This is a genomic window from Asanoa ishikariensis (assembly GCF_900107455.1).
Classification (GTDB): domain Bacteria; phylum Actinomycetota; class Actinomycetes; order Mycobacteriales; family Micromonosporaceae; genus Asanoa; species Asanoa ishikariensis.
The window spans coordinates 1,133,281-1,159,709 of sequence record NZ_FNQB01000003.1 but is presented as its reverse complement, the minus strand read 5'-3'; the positions used below and the strand labels follow the sequence as shown (position 1 = coordinate 1,159,709).

10 protein-coding genes and 1 pseudogene are annotated in these 26,429 nt (G+C 68.2%); 6 read left to right on the top strand and 5 right to left on the bottom strand.

What is annotated here, in order from left to right; genetic code table 11:
• The first annotated feature begins 5 nt into the window (after window positions 1-5).
• Together BLV39_RS29305 and BLV39_RS29300 are read left to right on the top strand one after the other, a co-directional pair.
• On the top strand, window positions 6-6,170 hold the full coding sequence (locus BLV39_RS29305; protein WP_239083415.1) for an RHS repeat-associated core domain-containing protein: 6,165 nt from the start codon (window positions 6-8) through the stop codon (window positions 6,168-6,170).
• Window positions 6,171-6,435: 265 nt separating this feature from the next.
• On the top strand, window positions 6,436-6,900 hold the full coding sequence (locus BLV39_RS29300; RefSeq protein WP_090799877.1) for a hypothetical protein: 465 nt from the start codon (window positions 6,436-6,438) through the stop codon (window positions 6,898-6,900).
• A gap of 257 nt (window positions 6,901-7,157) precedes the next feature.
• Here BLV39_RS29300 and BLV39_RS29295 read toward each other — a convergent pair whose 3' ends face one another.
• Entirely contained in the window at window positions 7,158-8,501 is a 1,344-nt protein-coding gene (locus tag BLV39_RS29295; protein ID WP_090799876.1) for an RICIN domain-containing protein, read from the bottom strand.
• Between the two features lie 427 nt (window positions 8,502-8,928).
• On the opposite strand from BLV39_RS29295, the gene BLV39_RS29290 reads away from it, so the two are divergent.
• From BLV39_RS29290 to BLV39_RS29275, 4 genes are all read left to right on the top strand, one after another.
• A complete protein-coding gene (locus tag BLV39_RS29290; protein ID WP_239083416.1) occupies window positions 8,929-12,519 on the top strand; it encodes a LamG domain-containing protein in 3,591 nt (1,196 codons plus the stop codon).
• Window positions 12,520-12,581: 62 nt separating this feature from the next.
• Complete coding sequence (locus BLV39_RS29285) at window positions 12,582-18,857, top strand: RHS repeat domain-containing protein (RefSeq protein ID WP_090800779.1); 6,276 nt, start codon at window positions 12,582-12,584, stop codon at window positions 18,855-18,857.
• Between the two features lie 29 nt (window positions 18,858-18,886).
• Window positions 18,887-20,122 (top strand): hypothetical protein, encoded by a 1,236-nt coding sequence (locus tag BLV39_RS29280; RefSeq protein WP_218137099.1) that lies wholly within the window; start codon window positions 18,887-18,889, stop codon window positions 20,120-20,122.
• Between the two features lie 168 nt (window positions 20,123-20,290).
• Complete coding sequence (locus BLV39_RS29275; protein WP_090799874.1) at window positions 20,291-20,617, top strand: hypothetical protein; 327 nt, start codon at window positions 20,291-20,293, stop codon at window positions 20,615-20,617.
• 31 nt (window positions 20,618-20,648) lie between these two features.
• On the opposite strand, the gene BLV39_RS29270 is transcribed toward BLV39_RS29275, so the two are convergent.
• The 4 genes and pseudogenes from BLV39_RS29270 to BLV39_RS29255 form a co-directional block, all read right to left on the bottom strand.
• On the bottom strand, window positions 20,649-23,204 hold the full coding sequence (locus BLV39_RS29270) for an ATP-binding protein (protein ID WP_090799873.1): 2,556 nt from the start codon (window positions 23,202-23,204) through the stop codon (window positions 20,649-20,651).
• Between the two features lie 853 nt (window positions 23,205-24,057).
• Window positions 24,058-24,606: a DM13 domain-containing protein gene (locus BLV39_RS29265; RefSeq protein WP_090799872.1), complete on the bottom strand. Its 549-nt coding sequence runs from the start codon at window positions 24,604-24,606 to the stop codon at window positions 24,058-24,060.
• Window positions 24,607-24,678: 72 nt separating this feature from the next.
• Entirely contained in the window at window positions 24,679-25,704 is a 1,026-nt protein-coding gene (locus BLV39_RS29260; RefSeq protein WP_090799871.1) for a sensor histidine kinase, read from the bottom strand.
• A pseudogene (locus BLV39_RS29255) lies at window positions 25,697-26,393 on the bottom strand (response regulator transcription factor). Before BLV39_RS29255 ends, BLV39_RS29260 begins: the two are co-directional and overlap by 8 nt.
• Window positions 26,394-26,429: the final 36 nt, after the last annotated feature.

The following is a 26,429-nucleotide window of genomic DNA, read 5'->3' as shown; positions in this document are numbered from 1 at the left end:
AATTGGTGTTCGAGGAAGAGAAACCGGCGGTAGAGTCCGCGCGAGCCCAGCGGCGAGTTACCCGCCCACGACTGCTACGTAAGCTGGTTGCCAGCGGCATCATCGGTACGCTCCTCGGCGGAGCGCTGGTCGTGCCGGCGGCGGCCGACCCCCTGCCGGCACCGGCCCGACTGCAATCGCAGCGTGAGAAGCTGGACACCGACGGAGGACCGGCGCGGACCAAGGCGTGGCCCTATTCGCCGCAGCGGCACGTGCCGGCCCCCGAGCCGGTCTGGCCGACGCCCGGCACCGCCCGAGTGACCCTGCCGACAGCGGCAGATCGACGCGCCGGCGACACTGCGGTACGCGCGGGAAACCTGCCCATCCTCGTCGACCGGGCAGCCGGTACGACGGGGGAGCGGCTCTCTGCGGTAACCGTGCAGGTGCTCGACCGGGCAAACGCCCCCGCCGGATGGCGAGACGGCCTGTTGATGCGCCTGGCCGGCGCCCCCGGCGCGGCCAAGGAGGGCTCCGTCCGGTTGTCCGTGAACTACAGCGGCTTCCGGCACGCCCACGGAGGTGACTGGGCCTCACGGTTGCGGCTGTGGCAACTCCCCGACTGTGCCGTGACGACGCCGTCCGCCAAGGCCTGCGCCGCCAAGGCCTTGCCGTCCACCAACGACGCGAAGTCCGCGACGGTGAGCGCGGAGACCCCGGTGAGCGTTGCCAACTCGCTGGTCGCCCTGGCCGCAGGCCCGTCCGGACCGAACGGCGACTTCACCGCCACGTCCCTGTCCCCATCGGCGACCTGGTCCGCGGGCGGCAACAGCGGCGCGTTCTCGTGGAACTATCCGATGGACGTGCCACCGGCGATCGCCGGTGCGGTGCCCAACCTGGCCCTGGCCTACTCGTCAGCCAATGTGGATGGACGCTCGTCAGTGACGAACAACCAGCCGTCATGGATCGGTGAGGGGTTCGAATACTGGCCAGGTTACATCGAACGCCGCTACGTTCCGTGCCTCGACGACATGGGAAACGGCGCCAACAACACCACGAAGACCGGCGACCTGTGCTGGCGGTCGGACAACGCCGTCATGAGCCTCAACGGCCAAGGCGGCGAGCTGGTCTACCAGGAAGGCAAGGGCTGGCACAGCCGCCAGGAAGACGGCGCCCGGATCGAGAAGCTCACCGGCGCGAACGGTAACGGCGACAACAACGGTGAATACTGGAAGGTCACCAGCGCCGACGGCACGCAATACTTCTTCGGCCTGCACAGCCTGCCCGGGCAGTCCTCGGTGACGGACTCGACGTGGACCGTGCCGGTCGCCGGGAACCACCCGGCAGCCGGCGAGAAGCCCGCCGACCCGTGCCGCGCCGCGACCTTCGTCACCTCGTTCTGCTTGCAGGCATGGCGGTGGAATCTCGACTACGTGGTCGACGTACGCGGCAACACGACCTCCTACTGGTATGCCAAGGAGACCAACAAATACGCCCGCAACCTGACCGACAGCGACGCCGTGTCCTACACCCGGGAAGGCATGCTCAGCCGCATCGACTACGGCACCTGGGATCGTGGCTCGGCCGACCGCTCGGTCAAGGCGGTCGCCCAAGTGCTCTTCGAGCCGGGAAACAGGTGTGTGACCTCCTCCTGCTCCACGCACAACTCGACGAACTGGCCCGACACCCCGTGGGACCAGGAGTGCACGGGCAGCACCTGCCCGACCAAGTATTCACCGACCTTCTGGTCCACCAAACGCCTCGCGAAGGTCACCACACGGGTGTGGGACACCTCCAAGTCCACCGCGGACTGGCAGAACGTGGCCTCCTGGACGCTGACGCACTCGTTCCCACCGCCCGGAGACGGGTCCAACCACGCCGGCCTGTGGCTCGACAAGATAGTGCACGCCGGTCTGGTCGGAACGGTGGTCACCATGCCCCCGGTCACGTTCACGCCCGTGTCGATGCCCAACCGGGTGCTGACTATGAACAACACCAGCAACAACTGGCAACGCATCGACTACATCATCGCGGAGACCGGCGCGAAGATCGACGTCGAGTACGACCTGAATGACTGCACCGCCTCGAACCTGCCCGGTGCGGCGAACACCAACACCAGACGCTGCTACCCGGTGCTGGTCACCGATCCGGACGACCCGGAAGGGAAGAGACTCGTCCAGGAGTGGTGGCACAAGCACAGGGTCGCGTCAGTCTCCGAATCGGACCTGCCGTCGGACCTGTCCGGCCATCCGGCTCCGCCGAAGTTCACCTACTACACGTACGGGCCAGCAGCGTGGCACTACGCGGACGACGACGGGTTGACCAAACCGAACCGCAAGACGTGGAACCAGTTCCGCGGATACGACACGGTCGACGTCCGGGTGGGAGACGTGCCCGGCGCGCAGACGCTGACGCGGACACGCTACCTGCGCGGCATGCACGGCGATCGGGCTGCGGCTTCAGGCGGCACGCGGAACGTGACGGTGCCCGCGTCGACGGGGTCGGAGACCGTGTACGACGAGGACCAGTTCGCGGGGATGATCCGCGAGCAGACGGTCTACAACGGCGTCGACACCAAGCCGGTGTCCAAATCGGTCAACGTGCCGTGGATGTCCGGCGCGACGGCGTCGCGGACCATCAACGACGACACCGTCAGCGCCCGCTTCACCGACATCAAGACAACATATGAAGCGACCGCGCTGGGCGTCGACGGCGCGCGGGGCTGGCGCACCAAGCGAACGCAGGCGTGGTTCTCCGATGCGTACGGGACCCTCGAACGCACGCAGGACGACGGTGACGTCAACAAGATCGGCGACGAGAAGTGCACGGTGCAAATTTACAATCGAAACCTCGCGAAGAACCTGCTGGAGACTCTGAAACAGACCACGACGACCGCGTTGCCCTGCGGCACCGCGCCCACCAGCTCCACCCACGTCCTCGCCGACACGCGTAGCTACTTCGACGGCGCCACCAGCGTCGACACGGAGCCCACCTACGGATCGGAAACGCGGGTGGAGGAGCTCACGAACTGGGGCCAGAGTGGCGGGACCTTGTGGCAGACGACGAGCCAGTCCACGCTCGACTCCTTCGGCCGTGTGCGAACTGCCACGGATGTGCGGGGCAACGTCACCCGCACCGACTACACCCCGGCCGTCGGCGGGCCCGTCACGCGCGTGACGACGACGAGCCCCGCCCCGTACAACTGGGTCAGCACCAAGGACACGAGCCCGTACTGGGACTCGGTCACGAAGACCACCGAACCCAACGGTGGCGTCACCGACGTCTCCTACGACGCGCTAGGGCGCGTATGGCGGGTGTGGAACGTCGGTTGGGCGAAGGCCGGCCACGAGTCGAGCCCGTCGGAGGAGTACACCTACACCTTCGCCCCCAACCGCGACGCCTACTCGTACACCACATCAAGGATTCTGCACGCCGCTGGGGGATACCGCACCACGTACGAGATCGCCGACTCGCTGCTGCGCCCCCGGCAGACGCAGACTGCCGGCATCGGCGGCGACCGGGTGGTCACCGACACCATCTACGACAAGCTCGGTCGGGCCGCGACGACCTACAACGCGCACGCCGAGCCCGGCAATGCGTCCGGAGCGCTGTGGTGGGAGCCCGAATGGTCGGTGCCAGGGGTGAACCGGACGGTCTTCGACAACGCCAACCGGCCCCGTGCGCAGAGCTTCCTGGCCGGCAACGGTAAGGACAACCTCGTCGAGGACTGGCGGACCACCACCACCTACGAGGGTGATCTCACCACTGTCACCCCGCCCGAGGGCGGCACCCCCACCACGACGCTCACCGACATCGCGGGCCGTACCGTCGAACGGCGTCAGCACACCACGGTGAGCGGCGTCACCGGCGCGTACGAGTCGACCCGCTACGAGTACGACGCCAAAGACGAAGTGGTCCTGGCCGCCGACCACCTCGGCAACAAATGGACCTACTCGTTCGACGTCAAGGGCCGACGCGTCGCGGTCACCGAGCCGGACAAAGGCAAGACGACGTTCGAGTACACCGACTACGACGAGATCCGAAAGTCCACCGACGCCCGCGGTGAGTCCCTGTGGTACGTCTACGACGCCCTGGGCCGCAAGATCGAGATGCGCGACGACTCGTCGACGGGACGCCTGCGGGCGAAGTGGAAGTACGACGTTCTCTACACCACCTCAGCCCTGGGCGCGAAGGGGCTGCTCACCGAGTCCTACCGGTACGAGTACCACCAGGCCGGCGCAGCCAGCATCTACAAATGGCAGGTCGGCGGGTTCTCGAGCCGATCGCAACCGTCCAACGTCAACTACGTGATCCCCCCGGTCGAGGGCACCGGCCTCGACACCACCTGGACCTTCGGCTACGGCTACTCATCGTACGACGGCAGCCCCACCAGCATCCTCTATCCCGGCGGCGGCGGCCTGACCAACGAGACGGTGACGACCGTCTACGACGCCGTCACCGGTCTGCCCACCAAACTGGAAACCGGTCTCACGGGGGTGTCCACCTACGTCGCCGCGCAGGACTACACGCGCCTCGGTGAACCCACCAAGACGATCCGCAAGACCGCCAGCGGTGTCTACGTCGACGACACCACCTCCTACGACGAGAGCACCCGCCGCGTCGACCAGATCAAGGTCAAGCCCGAAACGGCCGCCGGCGCCGTCGTCGACCGCTCCTACGACTACGACGACCAAGGAAACATCACCTCCATCACCGACGCCCCGCAGATCGGAGCCGCCGACACCCAGTGCTTCGGGCACGATCGCCTGCGGCGGCTCACGAGTGCCTGGACGCCGAAGGCCGGCGTCACCTGCAAGGGGGTGGCGCCGAGCGTCGCGAACCTCGGCGGGCCAGCCCCGTACTGGCTGGATTGGACGTTCGACACCACGGGCAACCGGGTCCAAGAGGTCTCCCACACCGGCGGTGGCGATACGACCCGCACCTACGCCGTACCCGACGGCGGGCCGGACGTCGTTCGACCCCACGCGGTGACCCGAGTCACCACAAAGGCACCCGGCCAGTCGGACGTCGTCATGAACTACACGTACGACAACGCCGGCAACACGGTGTGCCGACCATCCGGCAGCGTCAACAACGCCTGCCCCAACACCGGTTCCCAGAGCATCACGTGGGACGCCGAGAACCGGGCCAGCGCGGTCAGCGCCGGCGGGACCGCCGTCGAGTCCCACGTCTACGACGCCGAGGGCGTGCGGCTCATCAGACGCGACGGGAGCGGCACCACCCTCTACCTACCAGGGCAGGAACTACGCCGTGCCAAGAACGGGGCGATGAGCGCGACCCGTTACTACTCCTTCAACGACCGACTCGTGGCCTCCCGCGATCCCGCTCGCCTGACGTGGCTTTACACCGATCACCAGGGCACCCAGCACACCGGCGTCGACGCTGCCAGCCAGGCGGTCCTCACCCGGCGGCAAATGCCCTACGGCGAGCTCCGCGGCGCCAGCCCCGTGTGGCCCAACGGCAAGGGCTTCGTGGGCGGCGACAAGGACCCCACCGGCCTGACCCACATCGGCGCCCGCGAGTTCGCCCCTGAACTCGGCCGCTTCGTCTCGGTCGATCCGATCCACGACCTCGACGATCCGCAACAATGGAACGCCTACACCTACGCCAACGGCAGCCCCGTGACGAAGAGCGATCCGACCGGCACCATTCCGGCTGATTGTCGCGAGTTCGACTGCTACGGATACGATCCGCGCCCGCTCAAGAAGAAGGACGGCCGCGGCGCTGGGGGCTGCCCAGGTGGTTGCGGCACCGCAAAGAACAAGAAGTGGGGCAAGGCCAACAACCGAAGCAGCACCAAGGCCAGGTACGTCCCGAAGCCCGGATCTCTGAAGCCGAAGAAGAAGACGACAACCAGCCCCACGATGTTGTCGTTGCAGGTCGCCAAGCCCGTCCTCCGTCGCGACATCTGCATCCTCTCTTTCCAATGTATGCATGAAAAACAGGTCCAGTTCGCCGTAAAAGCGGGGGTTTTCGTCTACAACGTCAATAAAGCAGGACCTCCGTTGCTGTTCCATACGGCACAGCTCCAAGTCGATATGTACTGCGACACGCCGACCTGGGGGAAGTTCGGGCTTGGCGGGATGCTCCTTTTCGCTAGCAAGAGGGTCGGGTTAGTCACACTCCTGGGCGACACGATCTGTGATGCAAAAGAGAAGGGCGACTTTCCCTAAACCCAGATCCAGCACGATGCATTCAGAACTGAGAGTATCGGGTCGGTACTTCTGCGGATTCGGCTCAGCATCGCACTCCATTCATCCTCCATATCCGCTGAATTCATACTCAAGTCATCTTCGAGTTCTAATAGCAAATAGGTCGCCGCAGATGCTCTTGACAGCACATCGCAGCTCCAGCAAACTGCTCACGTATAAGATCATCGGGCGCTCGATTCGCCCTCGCTGAAGACGGGGAACGATGTATACCAGACTCGTTCGGCGCATGCTGTCGGTCATTGCCGTAGCCGTTGCCGCTCTATCGCTGACTTCTACCACCGCCAACGCCTCGCCTCCCGAGGCGTACACGGCTTGTCAGGACTTCGGCTATGCAGATCCGGCACAGGCGATATTCGCATGCAACTTCATTGACTGGGTGCCGGGTCCTTCGATGAACACGATCCAACACAGCGGCACGATCCAGTTCGGCCCGAACGCGACCTCGGCAACGGGCTGCAAGGTCACCGCTTACGTGACGATCAATTTCTCGAGCACGTGGAAGACGCCCAAGGTAACGAGGGACTGCACGAAAGCCTTGGAGAACCGTTATTCGACGCTAAACATATGGTTCTGGGGCGGGCAGACATCCGGAAGCAGTGGCGTCGGGCAGATGTGTATCGACCTGTACTACAACCACTCCAGCAGCTCAGGCTGGCAGCGGTGCCGGCAGACCGGCGTGTCGTACCTGTAGGGGAGGTCCGTCTGCACGCTGTCGACCCACAGACGCGGGCAGCCTGGGAACCAGAATGAATAGCCGATCGAGGCCCGGCAAGCCGCGATGCCTCGTTGAGCTCAAACAACGACGGCTTCGGTGATCCCCGTCGGCTCAAGCTCGAGCAAAGCGCCTTTGAGCTACCCGCGGTGGAGGAAGCGCGGTTCCTCCACCGCGGGCCGCTCAGGTCGTAGTGTGTCGAGGTCAGGTCAGGTGGCTGTTCTCCAACCTCGTGTCTACGCTCGCGCCCAGCGTTGGTTGCTGCCGCCGTGGCAGTTCCAGACGATGACCGCGGAGCCGTTGGCGGTGGCGCCGCCGTTGACGTCCAGACACAGCCCGGTCTGGGCGCTGCTGATGGTGCCGTTGCCGTTGAACACCCACTGTTGGTTCGCGCCGCCGTGACAATCCCAGATCTGTAGCCGGGTGCCGGCGGCCGCGTTCACCGGGACGTCCAGGCACTTGCCCATCACCTGCAGGGCGGCCCCGTTCTGAATGAACTGCTGGTTGGCGTTGTTGTGGCAGTCCCAGACCTGGACCTGCGCCCCGTTGGCCGAGGAAGCCTGGCTGACGTCCAGGCAGCGCGCGGAGGCCTCGTTCCGCAGCCGGTTGCCGCTCGGGTTAGGCGGCGGAGTGGTCGGGTCCGGCGAAGGACTGGTGCCCCCGAACTGCGCGAAGAACCGCCACACCTCGCCCTTGGTCCACGTCCTGACGCCGTCCTCACAGCCGGAGCATCCATCCACCGGACCTGGCCCGTGGCCCCCGTCGAAGGCGGCCCACTGCACCGGGTATCCCGCGCGGCACGAGTAGAGCGTGGTGATGTGCGACCCGCTGCCTTGACCCGGCTCGCGGGGGCTCTGGGCGGCACAGCCGTTGTTGCGGACGAACGTGTCACGCAGCGTACGTCCCATGGAGATGTTGAGGACGTTGTCCGAGATGCCGTGCATCCCGAAGTACGCGATCGGCTGGGTGCCCCCGGCGCATCCGCTGAGTTGCGCGCCCGCGTACACGGCGACCGCCCGGAAGGCGCTGGCACGGGCGCACGCGATCGCGTAGCTCATGCCGCCCCCGTAGCTGAACCCCATGGCGAAGCGCTGTGCCGTGTCGACACAGAGGGCGTCCTCGATCCGCCTCATCATGTCGTCCACGAACGTGATGTCCTGACCACCGGAGTTGGCCCAGCCGTTGCCGATGCCCTGCGGCGCCACGAGGATCGCGCTGTTGTTCGACTGTTCCAGCATCCCGTAGTAGGCCCAGGCGTTTCCGCTGCTTCCGCCCGAGGCGACGTCGTTCATCGTGCCGCCGCGCCAGTGGAACGCGAAAATCAGCCGGTACGGGTTGCTGCTGTTGTAGTTGGCCGGAACCCGCAGGACGAAGCTGCGGTTCTGGCCGCTGCTCTGGATCGTGTGTGTTCCACTGCTCAGCGTCGGGGCCTTGCCACATCCGGCGGTCGCCGCCAGGGGGACAGCGTCCGCCGCCGCTGAGGCAAGCCGGATGCCCGTGACACTGGTGCAGGCCAGAACGAAGGCCCCGGCGGCCGCGAGTAGCGCGCGCCAACGATGCCGATTGGTGACCTGAGGCATGGGTGTGCTCCGTTCTCTGGACGGTGGGCTCAGCGGTAGCCGGCCGCGACGACGTTGCTCTGCACCGCGCTCTCGGTGGCGTCGGACGGGTTGCGAGGAGCGGGCACGCCGGAGCGCGCCCCCATCCCGGTGGGTTCGACGTCGATGCGGAGTCCACTAGGGACGCTCTGCGACCGCGGGCAGCCCCGGCTTGGTTAGCATGCGTTCACGCATCGTGAAGTGTCAATACGACTCGATTGAGGTCGGTTCCGTAACACATTTCGCGCACGGATTCTCCGCCGTCCCAGTGCCAGCGCCAAGCGAAATGGCGAGTTCTGGTCATCAACTGCCCCCGGATCTTGTCGGCCCGGACCGCGTGCCGCCAGCCTGAAACGCATCGCTGCGCGGGGACGGCCCGCACAGCGGTTCGGGATCGGGGGAGGGCTTCGTGGTCGGTGCGGGGTGGGGAAGGCGATGGCTGTCGACGGCAGCGGTGGTCCTGGTCGTCGTCACGGCGACCGCAGCCGTCGGAGCCGAGGTCGCGGCGGCGGAGGCGACGAGCAGGGCGTGCGTGACACAGGCGCCGTCGGAACGCGAGGCGCTCGCCGCCGCGGCGGCCTGCCGCCAGCCTGTCGCGGTGGGCGGGACGCGGACCGAGTACACGCAGGTGTTGGCTCAGCCCGACGGTCGGTTGAGGTTCGAATCAGCGGTCGTGCCCCAGCGCACCCGCCGCTCGGACGGGTCGTGGGCCGACGTCGACCTGCGCCTGCGGGCCGGCGGCGATGGTCGGTTGCGACCGCGCGCCTCGGTCGCCGATGTCGCGTTCTCGGCCGGTGGCGACGGCCCGCTGGTGTCACTGACCCGCGAGGGCCGTTCGCTGGGGTTGTCCTGGCCGGGTCGGCTGCCCGTGCCCCGGGTCGCCGGCGACTCGGCGACCTACTCCGGTGTGTTCCCGGACGTTGACCTGGTCGTTCGTGCGACGCACACGGGCTTCACCCACGTCCTGGTGGTCAAGACCGCGGCGGCCGCGGCGGACCGTCGGGTGCGCAAGCTGACCCTCGATGCCAGCGGCGACGCGCGACTCGAGCGGCTCGCAGACGGCTCCCTGCGGGCCGTCGACGGCGGCACGCTGCTGGCCCAGGCGGAGCCGGCGGTGATGTGGGACTCGTCGTCGCCCGTCGCGGCCAAGTCGGCCGCGGAGCCCGCGCCGTCGACGGCGCTCGCGGCCGGCGACGGCGCGCGCACGGCGTCGGTGGCGACACGGGTGACCGGCGACGGCGACCTCGAGCTCGTGCCCGACGCGACGATGTTCGACCGCCCCGACGCCACGTTCCCGCTCTTCATCGACCCCTCCTGGTCCGTGGCCCGGTCGAAGTGGGCGTACGCGACGAGCAACGGCTGCACCAACACCGACTATTCGGTGGCCAGGGTGGGGCTGAGCCCCGACGGTCCGTGCGACGGCGTTCGGTTCCGGTCGTTCTTCGAGTTCCCGACAGCGGCACTGAGCGGAAAGCACATCGAGTCCGCGTACGTCCAGATGAAGCTCCAGCACTCCTGGTCCTGCGGGAACACCTGGGTGCACATGTACTTCTCCTCGGCGATCACCGCGACGATGAAGGCGTCGTGGTCGGCGATGAAACTGGCGACCTGGCTCGATTCGGCCGAAGGGCACGCCAACAAGGCGGGCGGCTGCTCCGACTCGCCGCAGCCGGACATGATCATGAACTTCGAGCGAGACGCCGTGACCACGCAGGTGCAGACCGCGGCGACGAAGAGCTGGAACACCCTCACCGTCGGCTTCTGTGCCTGCAACGAACTGGGCGAGTGGGAGTCGGCGCAGGACCGGTGGAAGAAGTTCTATCCGGCGCAGGCCAAGCTCGTGGTCGACTACGACTCGAAGCCGGGCCAGCCCAACGGCTTGCGCGTCGCCGGCGTCGCCTGCCCGGGCACCGGCGTGCTGACCACCGGAACGCTGACACCCACGTTCTCGGCGGTCTACCCGGACGCCGATACCGGGCAGACGCTGACCGGCACCTACGAATGGATCGAGGTGCCGGCGGGCGGCATCGGCACGGTCACCGACACCTATCCGGGACGTCTCTCACCGCCGGCCAAAGCGTCCGCGACGGCGAACGCGCGGGCCACGACCGCGGCGGTGACGGTGGTCAGGAACAAGACGTACGCGTACCGCGTCACCGCGGTGGACCCGGCGCCCTACGACCAGTGGAGTGGCTGGTCACCCTGGTGCCAGTTCGCCGTGGACACCGCGGTGCCACCGGCGCCGACGATCACGCCGGGCGCCGTCCCCTGGCCGGGTCTGCCCGTGACATTCACGTTGAGCACGCCGGCCACCGACGTGGTCAAGTTCCGCTACGGCTGGTCGAGCCCGCCCACCACCGAGGTCGCGGCGACCGGCACCACCAGCAGGACAGCCACGGTGACGCTGACCGTGCCCCGGTACGGGCAGAACATCCTCTGGGTCCGCGGGGTCGACGCCGTCGGCAACCTGGGCAACATCGCGACGCGGGAGATCCTCGTCAACCGCCCGACTCCGCCGGTCGCCCGGTGGGGACTGGAGACGTACCCGGGTCAGACGCAGGCCCAGGCCCTGGCCGACAAGCAGCCCGCGCTGAGCTTCGACACGCCGTTGACCGCGACCGGCGTGACGTGGGCCGACGGGATCCGCCTCGCCGGCGGACAGACCACGCGGTTCAACGGAACGAGCTCGAAGGCCGTCACCGCCGGGCCGGCCGTCAACACGGCCGGGTCGTTCAGCGTGGCCGCGTGGGTCCGGGTCGACTCTTTCACCGGCTGCGGGAACCTGACCGTCGCCTCGGCCGACGGCAACGTCTCCAGCGGGTTCACCCTCGAGTACGACTGCTGGGCCGACCGCTGGCGGATGCGGGTGCCGGACCGCGACGGCGGCACCTTCGTCGAGGCCCATTCGAACTCCCCGACGGCCATCCGCCGCTGGACGCATGTCGCCGGCTCCTGGGACGAGGTCGACAAGAAGATCAGTCTGTACGTGGACGGTGTCCTGGTCTCCTCGGTCACCCCACCGTCCACCTGGCTGGCCAGCCGAGGTGACGGCTACATCGCCAACGGCGTGTTCGCCGTGGGCCGAAGCCGCAACTTCAGCGCCGACGAATCCTTCTTCAAGGGCGAGATCGCCGACGTGCAGGTGTTCGACCGGGTCCTGGTCGCCCAGGACTTCACCGGTCAGCTCGCCACGGATCCGACCTCGGGGGGCGTCGACGCGGAAGGCATCCTGGCCCCGATCCAGGTCGGTCGGTGGGACTTCGAGCTGGCCCGACCGTGCTACGTGCAGGATCTGGCCGACACGTGTGACGCCGGCGACGGCACCCCGTTCGGCCGGTGGCTGGCGCTGACCAGAGGTGCCACGATCGGGGCCGGCAACGGCGGCAACGGTCTGCGGCTCGACGGGTGGTACTTCCCCGAGGAGAACCCGGAGCCGTGGCAGGCGACCCAGGAGTACGGCCGGTCGGCGGCCAAGACCGGACTGACCCCGCCGGACGGCGCGGGAAACCAGTACACGACGTGGCAGGACAGGCCGGTGCTGCGCACCGACGAGTCGTTCACCATGTCCGCCTGGGTCAACCTGGACGCCCGCGACGGGAGCCGCACGGCGGTGGCGCAGCGTGGCGCCCACGAGAGCGGTGCCTGGCTGAAGTTCCTGTCGACGACCGGCAAATGGCAGTTCATCGTCACCGACGAGGACGTCACCGGATCGCCCGGGGCCAGCGTCTCGTCGCTGTCGACGGCCGACGAGGGCGTCTGGACCCATGTCGTGGGTGTGTACGACGCCAGTCGTAAGCAGATTCGGATCTACGTCAACGGCGCGCTCGAAGGCACTCAGAGCGTGGCTTTCACGCCCATGGCGGCCGCCGGACCGTTCCTGGTCGGGCGCACCTTGTGGCGCGACCAGCTCACCGACCAGTGGGTCGGAGCCATCGACGGCATCGCCGCGTTCCAAGGCGCGATGACCGACGCCCAGGTCCGCGCCCTCTACAACGCCTAGCCAGGGAGGCCAACGTGTTCTACGAAGCGAGGACGGCGGCGCGCACGCTTGTCTCGAGCGTCCTGGCCGGAGTTCTGCTCGGTGGCCTGCTGGTCGCCGTGCCGGCCCAGGCGACGCCGGAGCGGGTCCGGTTGTCGCCCCAGAAGGAGAAGCTGGACTCCGTGGGCGCGCAGGTGCGCACCCGGGCCTGGCCGTACGCGCCGCAGAAGCACGTGGCGGCGCCGGCACCGGTGTGGCCCACGTCGGACGTCGCCCGGATCGCCGGTGCGGCGGGCGAGCGGGTCTCCGACGTGACGGTGCGCGTCCTGGATCGGGCGACGGCGCCGGCGGCCTGGCGGGACGGGCTGCTGCTGCGGGTGGAGCGGCCGCAGACGAAGACCGACCGCCCGGTCAAGCTGTCGGTCAGTTACGACGCCTTCCGGCACGCGTACGGCGGCGACTGGGCGTCGCGGCTGCGGTTGTGGCGGTTGCCCGATTGCGCGGTGCTGCCTAGCCCGGGTCCAAACTGCGCGGCGACTCCGCTGCCGTCCACCAACGACGAGGTGACCGGCGAAGTGACCGCTCGCACGTCGCTGGGCCGTTCCAGCCTCATCGCCCTCGCGGCCGGCCCCTCCGGCTCGGGCGGTGACTTCACGGCCACCTCGCTGGCGTCGTCGGCAACCTGGTCGGCGGGCGGCAACAGCGGTGACTTCTCCTGGTCGTACCCCATGGAGGTCCCCCCGGCCCCGGGCGGCCCGGCCCCCGACGTCTCGGTCGCCTACTCATCGTCCAGTGTGGATGGTCGATCCGCCGTCACCAACAACCAGCCGTCCTGGATCGGCGAAGGATTCGACTACTGGCCGGGCTACATCGAGCGACGGTACGTTCCCTGCTCCGACGACATGGGCCCCGGTGCGAACAACACCACGAAGACCGGAGACCAGTGCTGGCGCTCCGACAACGCGGTGCTGAACCTCAACGGAGGCGGCACGGAGCTCGTGTACGAGGCGGGGAAGGGGTGGCACGGCCGATCTGAGGACGGCTCCCGGGTGGAGAAGCTGACCGGTGGCGGCAACGGTGACAACGACGGCGAGTACTGGAAGGTCACCACGGGGGAGGGCACCCAGTACTTCTTCGGCCGGCACAGCCTGCCGGGCCAGTCAGCGGTGACCGACTCCACGTGGACGGTTCCGGTCGCCGGCAACCACACCGGCGAACCCTGCCGGCAGAGCTCCTTCTCTGCCTCGTTCTGCACCCAGGCCTGGCGGTGGAACCTGGACTACGTCGTGGATGTTCGTGGCAACACCATGTCGTACTGGTACGCCAAGGAAACCAACAAGTACGCCCGCAACTTGAGCGACACCGACGCGGCCTCGTACGTCCGCGGTGGCACGCTGACCCGAATCGACTACGGCACCTGGGATCGCGGCGCCACGGACCGTTCGGTCAGCCCACCCGCACAGGTGCTGTTCGGCACGGCGGACCGGTGTGTGACCACCTCATGCGGCACCCACAATGCGACGAACTGGCCGGACACTCCCTGGGACCAGGAGTGCACCGGCACCACCTGCGCCAAGAAGTACTCACCGACGTTCTGGTCCACCAAGCGCTTGGCGACCGTCACCACGCGGGTCTGGGACACGACCCGGACGACGCCGGACTGGCAGAACGTCTCGTCCTGGACCTTCACCCATTCGTTCCCGCCGCCCGGTGACGGCTCCGACCACGCGGGCCTGTGGCTGGACAAGATCCAGCAGGCCGGACTGGTCGGCTCGACCGCGACCATGCCACCGATCACGTTCACCCCGGTCTCGCTGCCCAACCGGGTGCTGACCAGCACCACCACGACCAACAACTGGCAGCGCATCGACTACATCATCACCGAGACCGGCGCCAAGATCGATCTGGAGTGGGACCAGCCGCAGTGCACGAGCTCAAACAAGCCGTCAGCGGCACACACCAACACCATGCGCTGCTATCCGGTGCTCGTGGTGGATCCGGACGACCCGCAGGGCAAGAAGCTGGTCACCGAGTGGTGGCACAAGCATCGCGTCAAGTCGGTGTCAGAGTCGGATCTGCCCGTCGACACGGTCGGTCATCCCGGCCTAACCACGTTCACCTTCTACGAGTACGGCACCCCGGCCTGGCACTACGCCGACGACGACGGGTTGACCAAACCGGACCGCAAGACCTGGGACCAGTTCCGCGGCTACGGCACGGTCCGGGTCCGGGTCGGTGAGGACGCGGGCGCGCAGACGCTGACCGAGCTGCGGTACCTGCAGGGCATGCACGGCGACCGGCTGGCACCGACCGGCGGCACCCGCAGCGTCACGGTGCCGGCGTCGCTCGGCTCGGAGACCGTCTACGACGAGGACCAGTTCGCCGGGATGGTCCGCGAGGAGATCACCTACAACGGTGTCGTCACCAAACCGGTGTCCAAGTCGGTCAGCGTGCCGTGGATGTCACCGCCGACCGCATCACGCACCATCAACGGCGACACCGTCACCGCCCGGTTCACCAACACGAAGACCACGTACCAGGCGGTGGCGCTGGGTGTCGACGGTGCACGCGGTTGGCGCACCGGACGCACCCAGAGTTGGCTCTCCGACACCTACGGCACGGTCGACCGGTCGCAGGACGACGGTGACCTTGGCCGGACCGGGGACGAGACCTGCACGACCAACACGTACAACCGCGGTGTGGCCGCGAACCTGTTGCATACGGTGAAGCAGTCGACCACGACGGCGCTGCCGTGCGGCACCGCGCCGACCAGCGCCGAGCACGTCATCTCCGACGTGCGGAGCTACTACGACGGCGCCGCGAGCGTGGACACCGCACCGACCTTCGGGTCGGTCACCAGAGTCGAGCAGCTCAAGGACTGGAGCCCGGGTGGCGGCACCGTATGGCAGACCGCCAGTCAGAGCACCTATGACATGCACGGCCGGATCCAGACCAGCACCGACGTCCGCGGCAACACCACCCGGAATGCGTACACCCCGGCGGTGGGCGGACCGGTAACGCTGATCACGACCACCGGGCCGGCGCCGTACAACTGGGTCACCGTCGCGGAGACCAATCCGTACTGGGGATCGACCAAGCGCGCCATCGACCAGAACGGGCACGTCACCGACATCTCGCACGACGCGCTCGGCCGGGTGTGGCGGGTGTGGAACATCGGCTGGAGCAAGGCCGATCACGGGGACAAGCCGTCCGCCGAGTACACCTACGCCATCGCGGCGAATCGGAACGCCTATCCCTACACCATCTCGAAGGCGCTCCACGCGGGCGGCGGCTACCGGGTCAGCTACGAGATCATGGACTCGCTGCTGCGACCGCGGCAGCAGCAGACGGCGGGCGTCGGCGGGGACCGGGTGGTCAGCGACACCAACTACGACAAGCTCGGCCGGGCCACGGTCAGCTACAGCGCACACGCTGAGCCGGGCAGCCCGTCCGGGACGCTGTGGTGGGAGCCGGAATGGTCGGTCCCCGCAATTACCAGGACGGTGTTCGACAACGCCAGCCGGCCCCTCGCGACGATCCTGCTGGCCGGCGACGGGGTTGACAATGTGGTCGAGAAGTGGCGCTCCACGACGTCCTACGAAGGAGACCGCACCTCGGTGACTCCACCGGCGGGCGGCACGCCGACCACCACCGTCACCGACTACCAGGGCCGAACCGTGGAACTGCGCCAGCACACCACTGCGCAGGGCGTCGCGGGTGCCTACCAGTCGACCCGGTACGCCTTCAACGGCAAGGGTCAGCAGACGACGGTCAGCGACCACGACGACAACCGCTGGACGTACACGTTCGACATCAAGGGGCGCCAGGTCGAGGCCGTCGACCCGGACAAGGGCACCACGAAGACCGCGTACAACGAGTACGACGAGGTCGTGAAGACCACTGATGCCCGCGGCGAGTCGCTCTGGCACGTCTACGACACGCTCGGCCGCAAGACTGAGATCCGAGACGATTCATCGACCGGGCGGCTGCGCTCGAAGCAGTTCTACGACAAGCTCTACACGGGCTCGACGCTGGGCGCCAAGGCCCAACTGACTGAGGCGCACCGCTTCGAGTACGACCAGTCCGGCGTGGCCAGCATCTACAAGTGGCAGGTCGGCACGTTCACCAACCGTTCGCAGCCCGCAAACGTCAACTACGTCATCCCCGCTGTCGAGGGAACCGGTCTGGCCAGCACGTGGAGCATCGGCTTCGGATACTCGGACTACGACGGCAGCCAGACGAGCATCCTCTACCCGGGCGGCGGCGGCCTGACCAACGAGACCGTCACCACCGCGCACAACCCGGCCACCGGCCTTCCCAGCACGCTGGACACCACCGCCATCGGCGTGGCCAGCTACGTCGCGGCGCAGGACTACACCCGCTTCGGGGAACCGACGAAGACCACGCGCAAGACCGGCGGCGGGGTCTACGTCGAGGACACCACCTACTACGACGAGACGACCCGGCGTGTCACCCGCACCGCGGTCAAGCCGGAAACCGCGACCGGAACCGTCTCCGACCGTGCGTACAGCTACGACGCCTCCGGCACCATCACCTCCATCGCCGACGCTCCCCAGGTCGGCTCCGCCGACACCCAGTGTTTCCGGCACGATCTGCTGCGCCGGCTCACCAGTGCCTGGACACCGAAGGCCGGTGTCGCCTGCGGCACCAACCCGGCCGTGGGCAACCTCGGTGGCCCGGCACCGTACTGGCTGGACTGGACCTTCGACGCGGCCGGCAACCGCCGCACCGAGGTGTCACACGCGGCGGCCGGCGACACCAGCCGTAGCTACACGGTGCCGACCGGCGGGCCTGGGGTCGTCCGGCCCCACGCCGTCACCCGGGTGACGACCACGGCGCCCGGTCAGGCCGCCGTGGTCACGAACTTCGGCTACGACAACACCGGCAACACGACCTGCCGACCCACCGGCAGCAGCGCCAACATGTGTCCGCCTGGCAGCGGCTCGCAGGACCTCGTCTGGGACGCCGAAGGCCGGCTGGCCAAGGTGACCGTCGGCGGGCAGGCGACCGAAACGAACATCTACGGCGTGGACGGCACCCGACTCATCCGCCGCGACGCCACCGGCACCACGCTCTACCTGCCCGGCCAGGAGCTGCGCCGCGACACCAGTGGCAACGTCACTGGCACCCGCTACTACACCTTCGCGGGCCGGCTCGTCGCCTCCCGCACCCCGGCCGGGCTGACCTGGCTCTACACCGACCACCAGGGCACCCAGCACACCAGCGTCAACGCCGCCACCCAGACTGTCACCACCAGGCGACAGACGCCCTACGGTCAGTCGCGCGGCACCAGCCCGGCCTGGCCCAACGGCAAGGGTTTCGTCGGCGGTGACACCGATCCGACCGGCCTGACCCACGTCGGTGCCCGCGAGTACGACGCGTCCCTCGGCCGGTTCATCTCGGTCGACCCGGTCCAGGACCTCGGCGATCCACAGCAGTGGAACGGGTACGCCTACGCCAACAACAGCCCGATCAGCATGAGCGACCCGACCGGCACGATCCCCGCGGACTGCCGCGAGTTCGACTGCTACGGCTACGACCCGCGTCCACTCAAGAAGGGCGACCATCGCGGCGCGGGCGGCTGCTATCACGGATGCGGCACCAAGAAGAACAAATCCTGGGGCAGGAAGATGGGCCTGTCGAGCACCAAGACCAAGAGGGTGCAACGCCCACCGAGCGCGCGGGCCCAACAGCTGAGCGGGATCAAGATTACGGGCAAGACCCTTTCCCAGAGCGAATATAACGCCCTGCGCAGCCAATACGGCTACCACGGCAGCGCGGACTTCACAATTGGTGACGCGATTACCCACTATCGGTGCCTGTCGAGCGGTGCGTGCAAGCCGGGCTACTTCGGCGCACTGTTCTTCATGTCGCACGTCTGCCTCGCCATGGGAGGCGACTCCAAGTCCTGTTACGGCGGCGACCAACCCGATCCCGTCTATGAGTACATGAAGAATGCGCCCTACCTATCGGTGGGAATCAACCTCATAGAGGCCTTGGGTAATTACGAGAACGGAAACTACAAGTCGGGAACCGAGAATCTTCTCACCGCAGCGGGCGGCATCCCGCTGAAGGGCAGCGAGGCCGTCGAGCCACTAGGGCGAATCGTGACGCCCCACTTGAAGGACCGGACCTACACCGCCCTGTCCCTTCCCGGCAAGACATTACGGATCGACAACGAGGGCAACATCTCCAACGGGGCGTTGCAGCGGGAGAACCCGGCATCGCAGTGGCGTGACCACAAGGTCCTTTTCCCCATGCCCGCGATTCTCCTCCAGATCGATACCAATGACGCGTCCTTGATCCAGGACATGCAGGACATAGGACTGATCTCATGACAGGGAAGGGAACAATGACCATACGTGGGTTGACCGCTGGCATGTTGTCGTTCGCCGTGGCGGTCGCGTTGGTGGCGCTGCCCGGCTCGCCGGCGGCCGCTGCCTATGCCGATCCGCTCGTCGCCACGAGCAAGACCCCGATGGGGCTCACCTGGCACGCCGAGCCGGCCGCCGCCATCTCCGCGCTGGACGCGGCATTGCCCAACGTCGGTGTCGCGACCGTGCTCGACGACGGCAACCGGGCGATGACCACCTGCAACAGCGAGGAGCTGGCCGCGCTGCCGCTCTCTCCGGCCGCCACCGCCAAGTGGTGCTTCAACAGCGCCGACGCGACCGACTCGAACTGGGCCCCGCAGGGGATCACGAGCTCGGGCGACGCCGACGACGACGGCGCCTGGGGTGCCAAGCAGGCGATCCTGTCCGGCTGGTCGTGGGGGAGCGGCGACCGACGCAACGACGCCCGGGTCGCGTTCATCGACACCACCAACCCGGGCGCGCCCAAGTACCGGTGGGTCTATCTGGTCGACCCCAACTCGACCGGCAGCGACTTCACCGCCGCCAAGACGCACATCGGCGGCATGATCTGGTTCGGCGACAAGCTGATCGTCAACGCCGTCGGCAACGGCACCGTGGCCCTGCGGGTGTTCAGCATGAGCCACATCCTGCAGACCACCTCGGGGGTCTCCGACATCGGCAAGGTCAGTGGCGGATGGGCGGCGTACGGCTACAAGTACGTGATGCCACAGATCGGCTACTACACCTACAGCAGCGGCGCGTGCAGCATGGACAGTGACACCGGCATCCCGTGCTTCTCGTCGCTGTCGCTCGACCGCAGCACCAGCCCCGACAGTCTGGTGACCGCGGAGTACTTCAGCGACCAGACCAAGCGCGGCCGGCTGATCCGCTACTCGTTCGGCGCCGACTTCCTCCTACCCACCAACGCGACACCGATCGAGGCGTACGCCAGCGGGGTCGGCAACCAGCAGGGCGTGCTGTCGTTCAACAACCGCTGGTACGTCGTGCACAGCTCGGCGACCCTGAAGGGCCAGATCTGGGGCTTCACGCCAGGTGGCGGAAACGGACGGTCGAGCACCTGTCAGGTCAACGGTGCTACCACCACGCTGTGCTGGTCGCTGCATCCCGAGGCGGTGACCTACTGGTGGTCGACCGGGCAGGTGTGGTCGACCACAGAGTGGCCCCGCGGCAACGCGGGCGCCCCCGGAGGCCGCGTGCTGTACAGCGTCCCGTTGAGCGGCATGCCCTGACAACCACGCTGTCGCGCCCCGGCCCGCCGGGGCGCGACAGCCCGGGCCTTCGAGGTGGCAATCGCGGAACGTCTGGTTCAACGTCCGGTTCACTGTCCTGGCCCGCAGGCGATCCCCGCGCTCTGATGAACGGGTCTTCGTCATCCACGGCCCATCGGGGGGATCGCCATGCTCCAACCACGCGAGCAGGATCAGCGCTGGCGCGGCTGCTTCGAGACGGTGCCCGTCCATCTCCAACCGGTGCTCATGGTGCTGCTCAGCGGGATCACGGACGCGGCGGCCTGCAACCGGCTGCACGTGTCGCCGAGGACCTTCAGCCGGCGGCTGGCCGAACTGCTCGACCACTTCGGTGTCGAGACTCGGTTCCAGGCCGGCATGGAGTTCGCGATGTCCTGCCGAGGCCGGTCCCGGAGCCACGTCGTCGAGACGAGGCCAGCACCGTGCCAACCTCCTCGACCGCGCATCGCCGGACGGACGGACCCAACCGGATTGTGATGGGTCGCCCGACCGGCGCCGCTGCTCTCGTTCACGAACCCTCGTCCAGTGACACGGCGACCTCGTAGGTCGCGTCCTCGTCCCATCCGAGCTGTCGTGCCAGCTCCTTGGCTTGCGGCGCCTTCAAACTCCGATAGAGCTCGTACGCTTCCGTCTTGAGCAGAACGGCCGACGGGTCACCGGCCTGCTCGGCGACCTGGGCCAGGGCGACGAGAGTTCGTGCGCGCAAGGCTGGCACGTTCTCGGCGGTCCAGAACCGCAGCACCTCGCGCAGGCGGGTGTCCGCGCCGGCGAGGCCGCGGCGCGCCTGAGCCTCGCCGAGGCTCAACTCGGCGAGCGTGAGTCCCCAGTTGTGACCGCGGCGACGGAAGATCTCCGCGGCAGCCCTGAAAGCCTGCTCCGCCTCGACCAGCCGCGCCGGATCCTTCGCCAACGCCTCGCCTTGGACGCGCAGGCTCTGAGCGGCGCCGATGGGATCATTGATCTGCTCGAAGAGCCGAGCGGCCCGCCGTGCGGTTCGTTCGGCTAGGGCGCTGCGGTCGGCAGCGAGCAGTGCCCCGGCCAGGCCACGCGACGCGTACGCCAGCGCGAACCTGTCGCCTGCCCCACGCGCGGTTCTCAGTGCCGCGCGGACGACGTCGATCGCCTCGTCGGAGGCCCCACGTTCGCGCAACACCCAGGCCAGGTTGGTCATGGCAATGACCTTGACCGAGTCGCGCCCGAACCTATCCAGCCCGTCGACGGCCGCTCGCAGCTCACTCTCCGCCTCGTCGAGCTGACCGGCCAGGCCGAGCATGTAACCGATGTCCTTGCTGGCCATGGCCATTCCCGCGGTGTCTCCGACCTGTTCGGCGAGTGCTCGCGCGGCACGCAAGGTCAATAGCGCCTGGTCGGGCAGCTCACACTCGACCAGGCAACCGCCCAAGCCACGCAACATCGCGGCTTCGGCGTGCCGGTCTCCGGCCTCGCGGCACGAGTCCAGGGCCGTCCGCATCGTTCGACGCCAGTCGTCGTAATAGCCGCGCAGCTCGAAGAACTCGGCCGCACAGGCGGCAAGGCCGCGCGCGATGTCGGCTCGTCCGGCCGTCCGGCTGGCCGCCACGAGCGCCACCAGGCTGTCCCGTTCGGCTTCGAACCACTCCACGGCGTTCGTTCCCACGGCGGTCGCCGTCGGGTAGCTGCCGAGGACCGCGGCCGCCGGGTCATCCAGGTAGAAGCGCTCACACTGCAGACCTTCGCGCGCCAGGCGGGCCCGACCGAGCCAACCCGCGGCGACGCGGGCGAACGAGGCGGACCACTCGGCGTCGCTGATCTCAGCCTCGCGCCGCTCCCGTGCGTAGAGACGGGTGATCTCGTGGAACCGGTAGCGCTGCTGGCCAGCCTGATCGAGACCGGTCGACTCGAGCAACCGTGCGTCGAGCAGCTCGTCGACGGCAGCGGCCGCGGCGACAGGGCTGCTGTCCAGGAGAGCGACGACGGCCCATTCCGGAACGGACGAGATCCCCGTGCCGCACAGAGAGCCCAGCAACGCGAACGCCCGTGCGGCCGCCGGGCTCAGCGCACGGTAGGTCACCTGCAGCATGGGCCGCACGGACAGGTCACCGTGGCGCAGCTCGTCGAGCCGGCGGCGTTCGTCGATCAGCCGCTCGCCTAGCTGACCCAACGTCCAGTGGGGTCGGGCAGCAAGACGTGCGGCGACGATACGGACGGCCAGCGGGAGGTTGCCACACGCCGCCACCAGCGCGTTGGCGGAGTCCTGCTCGGCCTGCACGCGTTCCGGACCCGCGACCTTACGCAGAAGCTCGATCGAGTCGCGGCCGGGTAGCGGCCGCAGATCGATGGTTTCCGCACCGGGAAGCCCGGTGAGTGCCAGGCGGCTGGTGATGACAGTCGCGACACCGTCGGGTGGCAGGAGCGGGGCGACCTGTCGATGGCCGGCCGCGTCATCGAGGATCAGCAGGGTCCGTCGGTCCAGGATCCGGCATCGAAACATGGCCGCTCGGTCCTCGAGTCCCGCGGGGAGGGCGGAGCCGTCCACGCCGAGCATCCTGAGCAGGACCGCCAGCACGTCGGTCGGTTCGGCGGGCACGCGGTTCTCCCCGCCGAGCTCGGCGTAGAGCTGCCCGTCGGGAAACCGCGCCGCGAGGCGGTGACCGATGTGGATGGCCAGCGCGCTCTTGCCGACACCGGCAGCGCCGGAGATCGCGACCAGGCGTGCCTTTCGTGGCTCGGCGAACAGGGTCGCATCGAGCAGGGCCAGCTCATCGTGGCGGCCGACGAAGTCGGCGATGTTACGCGGCAGGTGGCGGGCCGCGCCGACCTGCACAGGTGGGCTGGCGGCGGGCGCGGCGCGGTTGCTCCAGAACAGCGCCCGGCCGGCGTCCACAAAGGGCTTGCGGGCGTCGTCGGTGAGCTCGAGCGCCGTGGCCAGTCGCTCCAGCGTGCGCGGCTGTGGTCCGCGACCGCGTCCGCGCTCCATCTCGCCCACCGAGCGGGCGCTGATGCCGGCCCGTTCAGCCAGGACTTCCTGGGTGAGTCGGAGGGCGAGGCGATGACCGCGTAGCTGTGCTGCGAACTCGTCGTCCAATACTCGGCTCCCCGTCAGCGCATGAAGACGACAGGCTAGCCGAAGACCATGATCAATGCGGTGTCGGCGGAGCCAACGACTACTGCCTCGCGTCGCCGGCCCTGGCCGCCCGGTTCATCGATCGCGGGTTCGCCTCTCATCCTGTCGCCTAGCGGTAAAGGAAGTTCGACGCAACCCGCTCCCCAACACGGTCATCGATCTCAAACCTCCTCCACAGCACGATTTTCTTCACCATGCGCAGGTTCTCTGGACTCACGAATCGACGCAACTGTTGAATCCCGGGTGGGATTGGGTCAGTGTTGATGAAGCAAGGTGGCTCCCCACGGCCCGGCTGCGGGCACATTTGAGGTAGTCCAGTGTCCAGCCGGTGGCGCCTTGGTCGATTCGGCTTCGGCGCCACCGGCACCTCAGACCTCACCGGCACGCAACAATGGCGGCGAGCGGGGAGCGCCTGCTATGCCCTCCGGTCGCGTGGCCTGCACACGCTCTCGTCGGCGGCGGTAAACCTGGATTACGGCCACCCTCAGCGCACTACTGTGGTTTGAGCTGCGCGGTGGTCGGCTCTATCCGGATCACGGACACCCGGAGGGCGTGAGGAGGTAATGGCCGACCCTTCAGCCGTTCGGCGGGTGGTCAGCGGCCGACGGCCCGACCTGTGTCCCCATGGTGCCATGCGCCAACCTGCTCGAGCCAATGCCAGCGTCCCTGAGGCACGCTAAAGCCGACCTCCAGGTAGGCAGCGAGACGAGCAGCCGGATTTCTCGCCACGGCCGGTGGCAGCGACCTGTGGGATTGTTGCGGGCGAACCCGGCGAGCGCTTGGTCGCGGTGGCGGGATCCTCATCCGACTGACGTCAGCTGGTGAGTGCGAGGCTGGCCGCGCCGAAAGAGACCGAGAATCGCTTGCACCAGATCGTGACGCTTCCGAGCTGGTCGAGGTTCGTACCAGATGGGATCGCGTAGGTCTGGTCGCCTTTGTTGCCCTTGAGCCGGCCGAGCTCGACCCACCTGCCGTCATCGAAGACCCGCCATCCGGAGGCATCGGCCCGCACGGGCTGATCGGACAGCCAGACCCGCAGATCGGGACCGTTGGAGGTCGCGAGGCCGACCAACTCCAGGACGTGGGAACCGTCCGCGTTGCGAACCACGCGTGCGCGGCCGTTGGTGCCGTGTTCGTGGCTGACGAAATCGCCCTGTCGTATTACCGCTGGGCCGCTAGGTGGCCCGGATGTGGGCGCGGACAGCGGCCCGGAACTCTGCGGCGACGGAACGGCGGCTAGTGTCTCGACGACCTCACGATCGGTGAAAAGCTTCCACGGTTGGAACCAGTAGAGGCCGGCCGCGGAAACGAGGACGAAAGTCGCGACCCAAACCATCGGCCGGCGAAGTAGCGGAGCAATCACTTCGTCAGTACAGCGCATCCTGCCCAGGAAAACCCTTACCAAACGCTGACAGATCTTCTTCCCGGCGGCGCGTCAGCCGGCGTTGCCCGCCGGCAGTCGGACCACGAATCGGCAGCCTTCCGCGGTGTTGTGCACGTCGACCGACCCGCCGTGCGCCTGAACGAGGCCGTGCACGATCGCGAGCCCGAGACCGCCGAAGGCGCCACCGGTCGGCTGGGCCGGGGTACGCGCCCGTTCGCCGCGGAAGGCCACGTCGAAGAGTCGCGGTAGGTCTGCCGGTGCGATCCCGCCGCAGGTGTCGGCCACGGCGAGCCAGGCGGCGTCGGGTTCGCGGCCAGCCTCGACCCGAACTGTGCCGTCATCAGGTGTGTACCGGACGGCGTTGAGCAGCAGGTTGGCGATCACTCGGGCGAGCTCCGGCTCGCTGGCCGTGACTGTTGGCCAGCCCGACTTCGCCGCGACCAGCCGGATCCGCCGGGCGGTGGCGAGCGGTGCCGCCGCCGCGAGGGCGTCCGAGACGATCTCGCCGAGCGGGACGGTGGTCGGCGACAGCCGCAGCGCTCCCGCGTTGATCCGGGACAGTTCAAAGAGGTCGTCGACGAGCCGGGTCATCCGATCGGTCTCCTGCCGGATTCTCCGGTGGTACTCGGCGACCGTCGCTGGGTCGTCGACCACCCGGTCTTCCAGCGCTTCGGCCATCGCCCGCAAGCCGGCCAGCGGCGTCCGCAGGTCGTGTGAGACCCAGGCCACGAGGTCGCGGCGGTCCTTCTCCAGCCGCTGTTCGCGGGCCCGGGCCTGGTCGGTCCAGACCGCGGCGCGGGCGAGCCGGTGGCCGAACCGCCAGCCCACGCCGAGGCTGACGGCCGCCGCGGCCGCGACGGTGATCAAGACGACCTCGAGGTCGTGGGCCGACAGGAACATCGCCTCGGCCACCGCGGCCACCCCGGCCACGACCGCGAGCACGGTGCAGGTGAGTAGGGCGGAGAGGTGAACGAGGATCGACCGGGCTCGCAGCAGGCGCAGGAGCAGGGCGCCGGCGAGGCCGACGGTGAGCGCCGCCGCCAGGGCGATCGCGAAGATCAGGGCGAGGTCACGCATCGGACGGCTCGTAGCGGTATCCGACGCCCCATACAGTCATGATCCGCCGCGGGTCGGCCGGGTTGCTCTCGATCTTCTCCCGCAGGCGCCGCACGTGCACGGTCACGGTCGACTGGTCGCCGAACGTCCAGCCCCACACCTGCTCGAGCAGCTCGGCGCGGGTGAAGGCGCGAGCCGGGTGGCGCAGCAGGTGCGTCAGGAGATCGAACTCGCGCAGCGTCAGGGTCAGCTCGGCGCCGCCGAGCCGGGCGACTCGCGGCCCGGTGAGTACCTCGATCGGACCGTCGCGGAGCACCTCGGCGGTCGCGGGCGCCGGGCCGGCGCCCGCGCGGCGCAGCACGGAGCCCACCCGCAGGACCAGCTCGCGCGGGGAGAACGGCTTGGTCAGATAGTCGTCAGCGCCGAGCTCGAGACCGAGGACCCGGTCCGCCTCGTCGCCCCGCGCGGTCAGCATGATGATCGGCACGCCGTCGGGCCGGGACCGGAGCTCACGGCATACCTGCAGGCCGCTGACCGTCGGCAGCATCACGTCGAGCACGATCAGGTGGGGTGCCTCGTGGCGGACGGCGGCGAGGGCCTCGGCGCCGTCCGCCTACGTGACCGACCGCGTATCCGGCGTGTTCGAGGTAGCGGCAGATGACGTCGCTGACGGTCTGGTCGTCGTCGACCACGAGCACGCGCCGCGTCATCGTCCACCTCCCGCCCTGTCCGCAGCGCCAGCGTAA

Excerpts from the sequence above, each read along its gene's own strand:
- BLV39_RS29295 (WP_090799876.1), bottom strand. The coding sequence starts at position 8,501 with ATGCCTCAGGTCACCAATCGGCATCGTTGGCGCGCGCTACTCGCGGCC.
- BLV39_RS29275 (WP_090799874.1), top strand. The coding sequence starts at position 20,291 with ATGCTCCAACCACGCGAGCAGGATCAGCGCTGGCGCGGCTGCTTCGAG.
- BLV39_RS29260 (WP_090799871.1), bottom strand. The coding sequence starts at position 25,704 with ATGCGTGACCTCGCCCTGATCTTCGCGATCGCCCTGGCGGCGGCGCTC.
- BLV39_RS29300 (WP_090799877.1), top strand. The coding sequence starts at position 6,436 with ATGCTGTCGGTCATTGCCGTAGCCGTTGCCGCTCTATCGCTGACTTCT.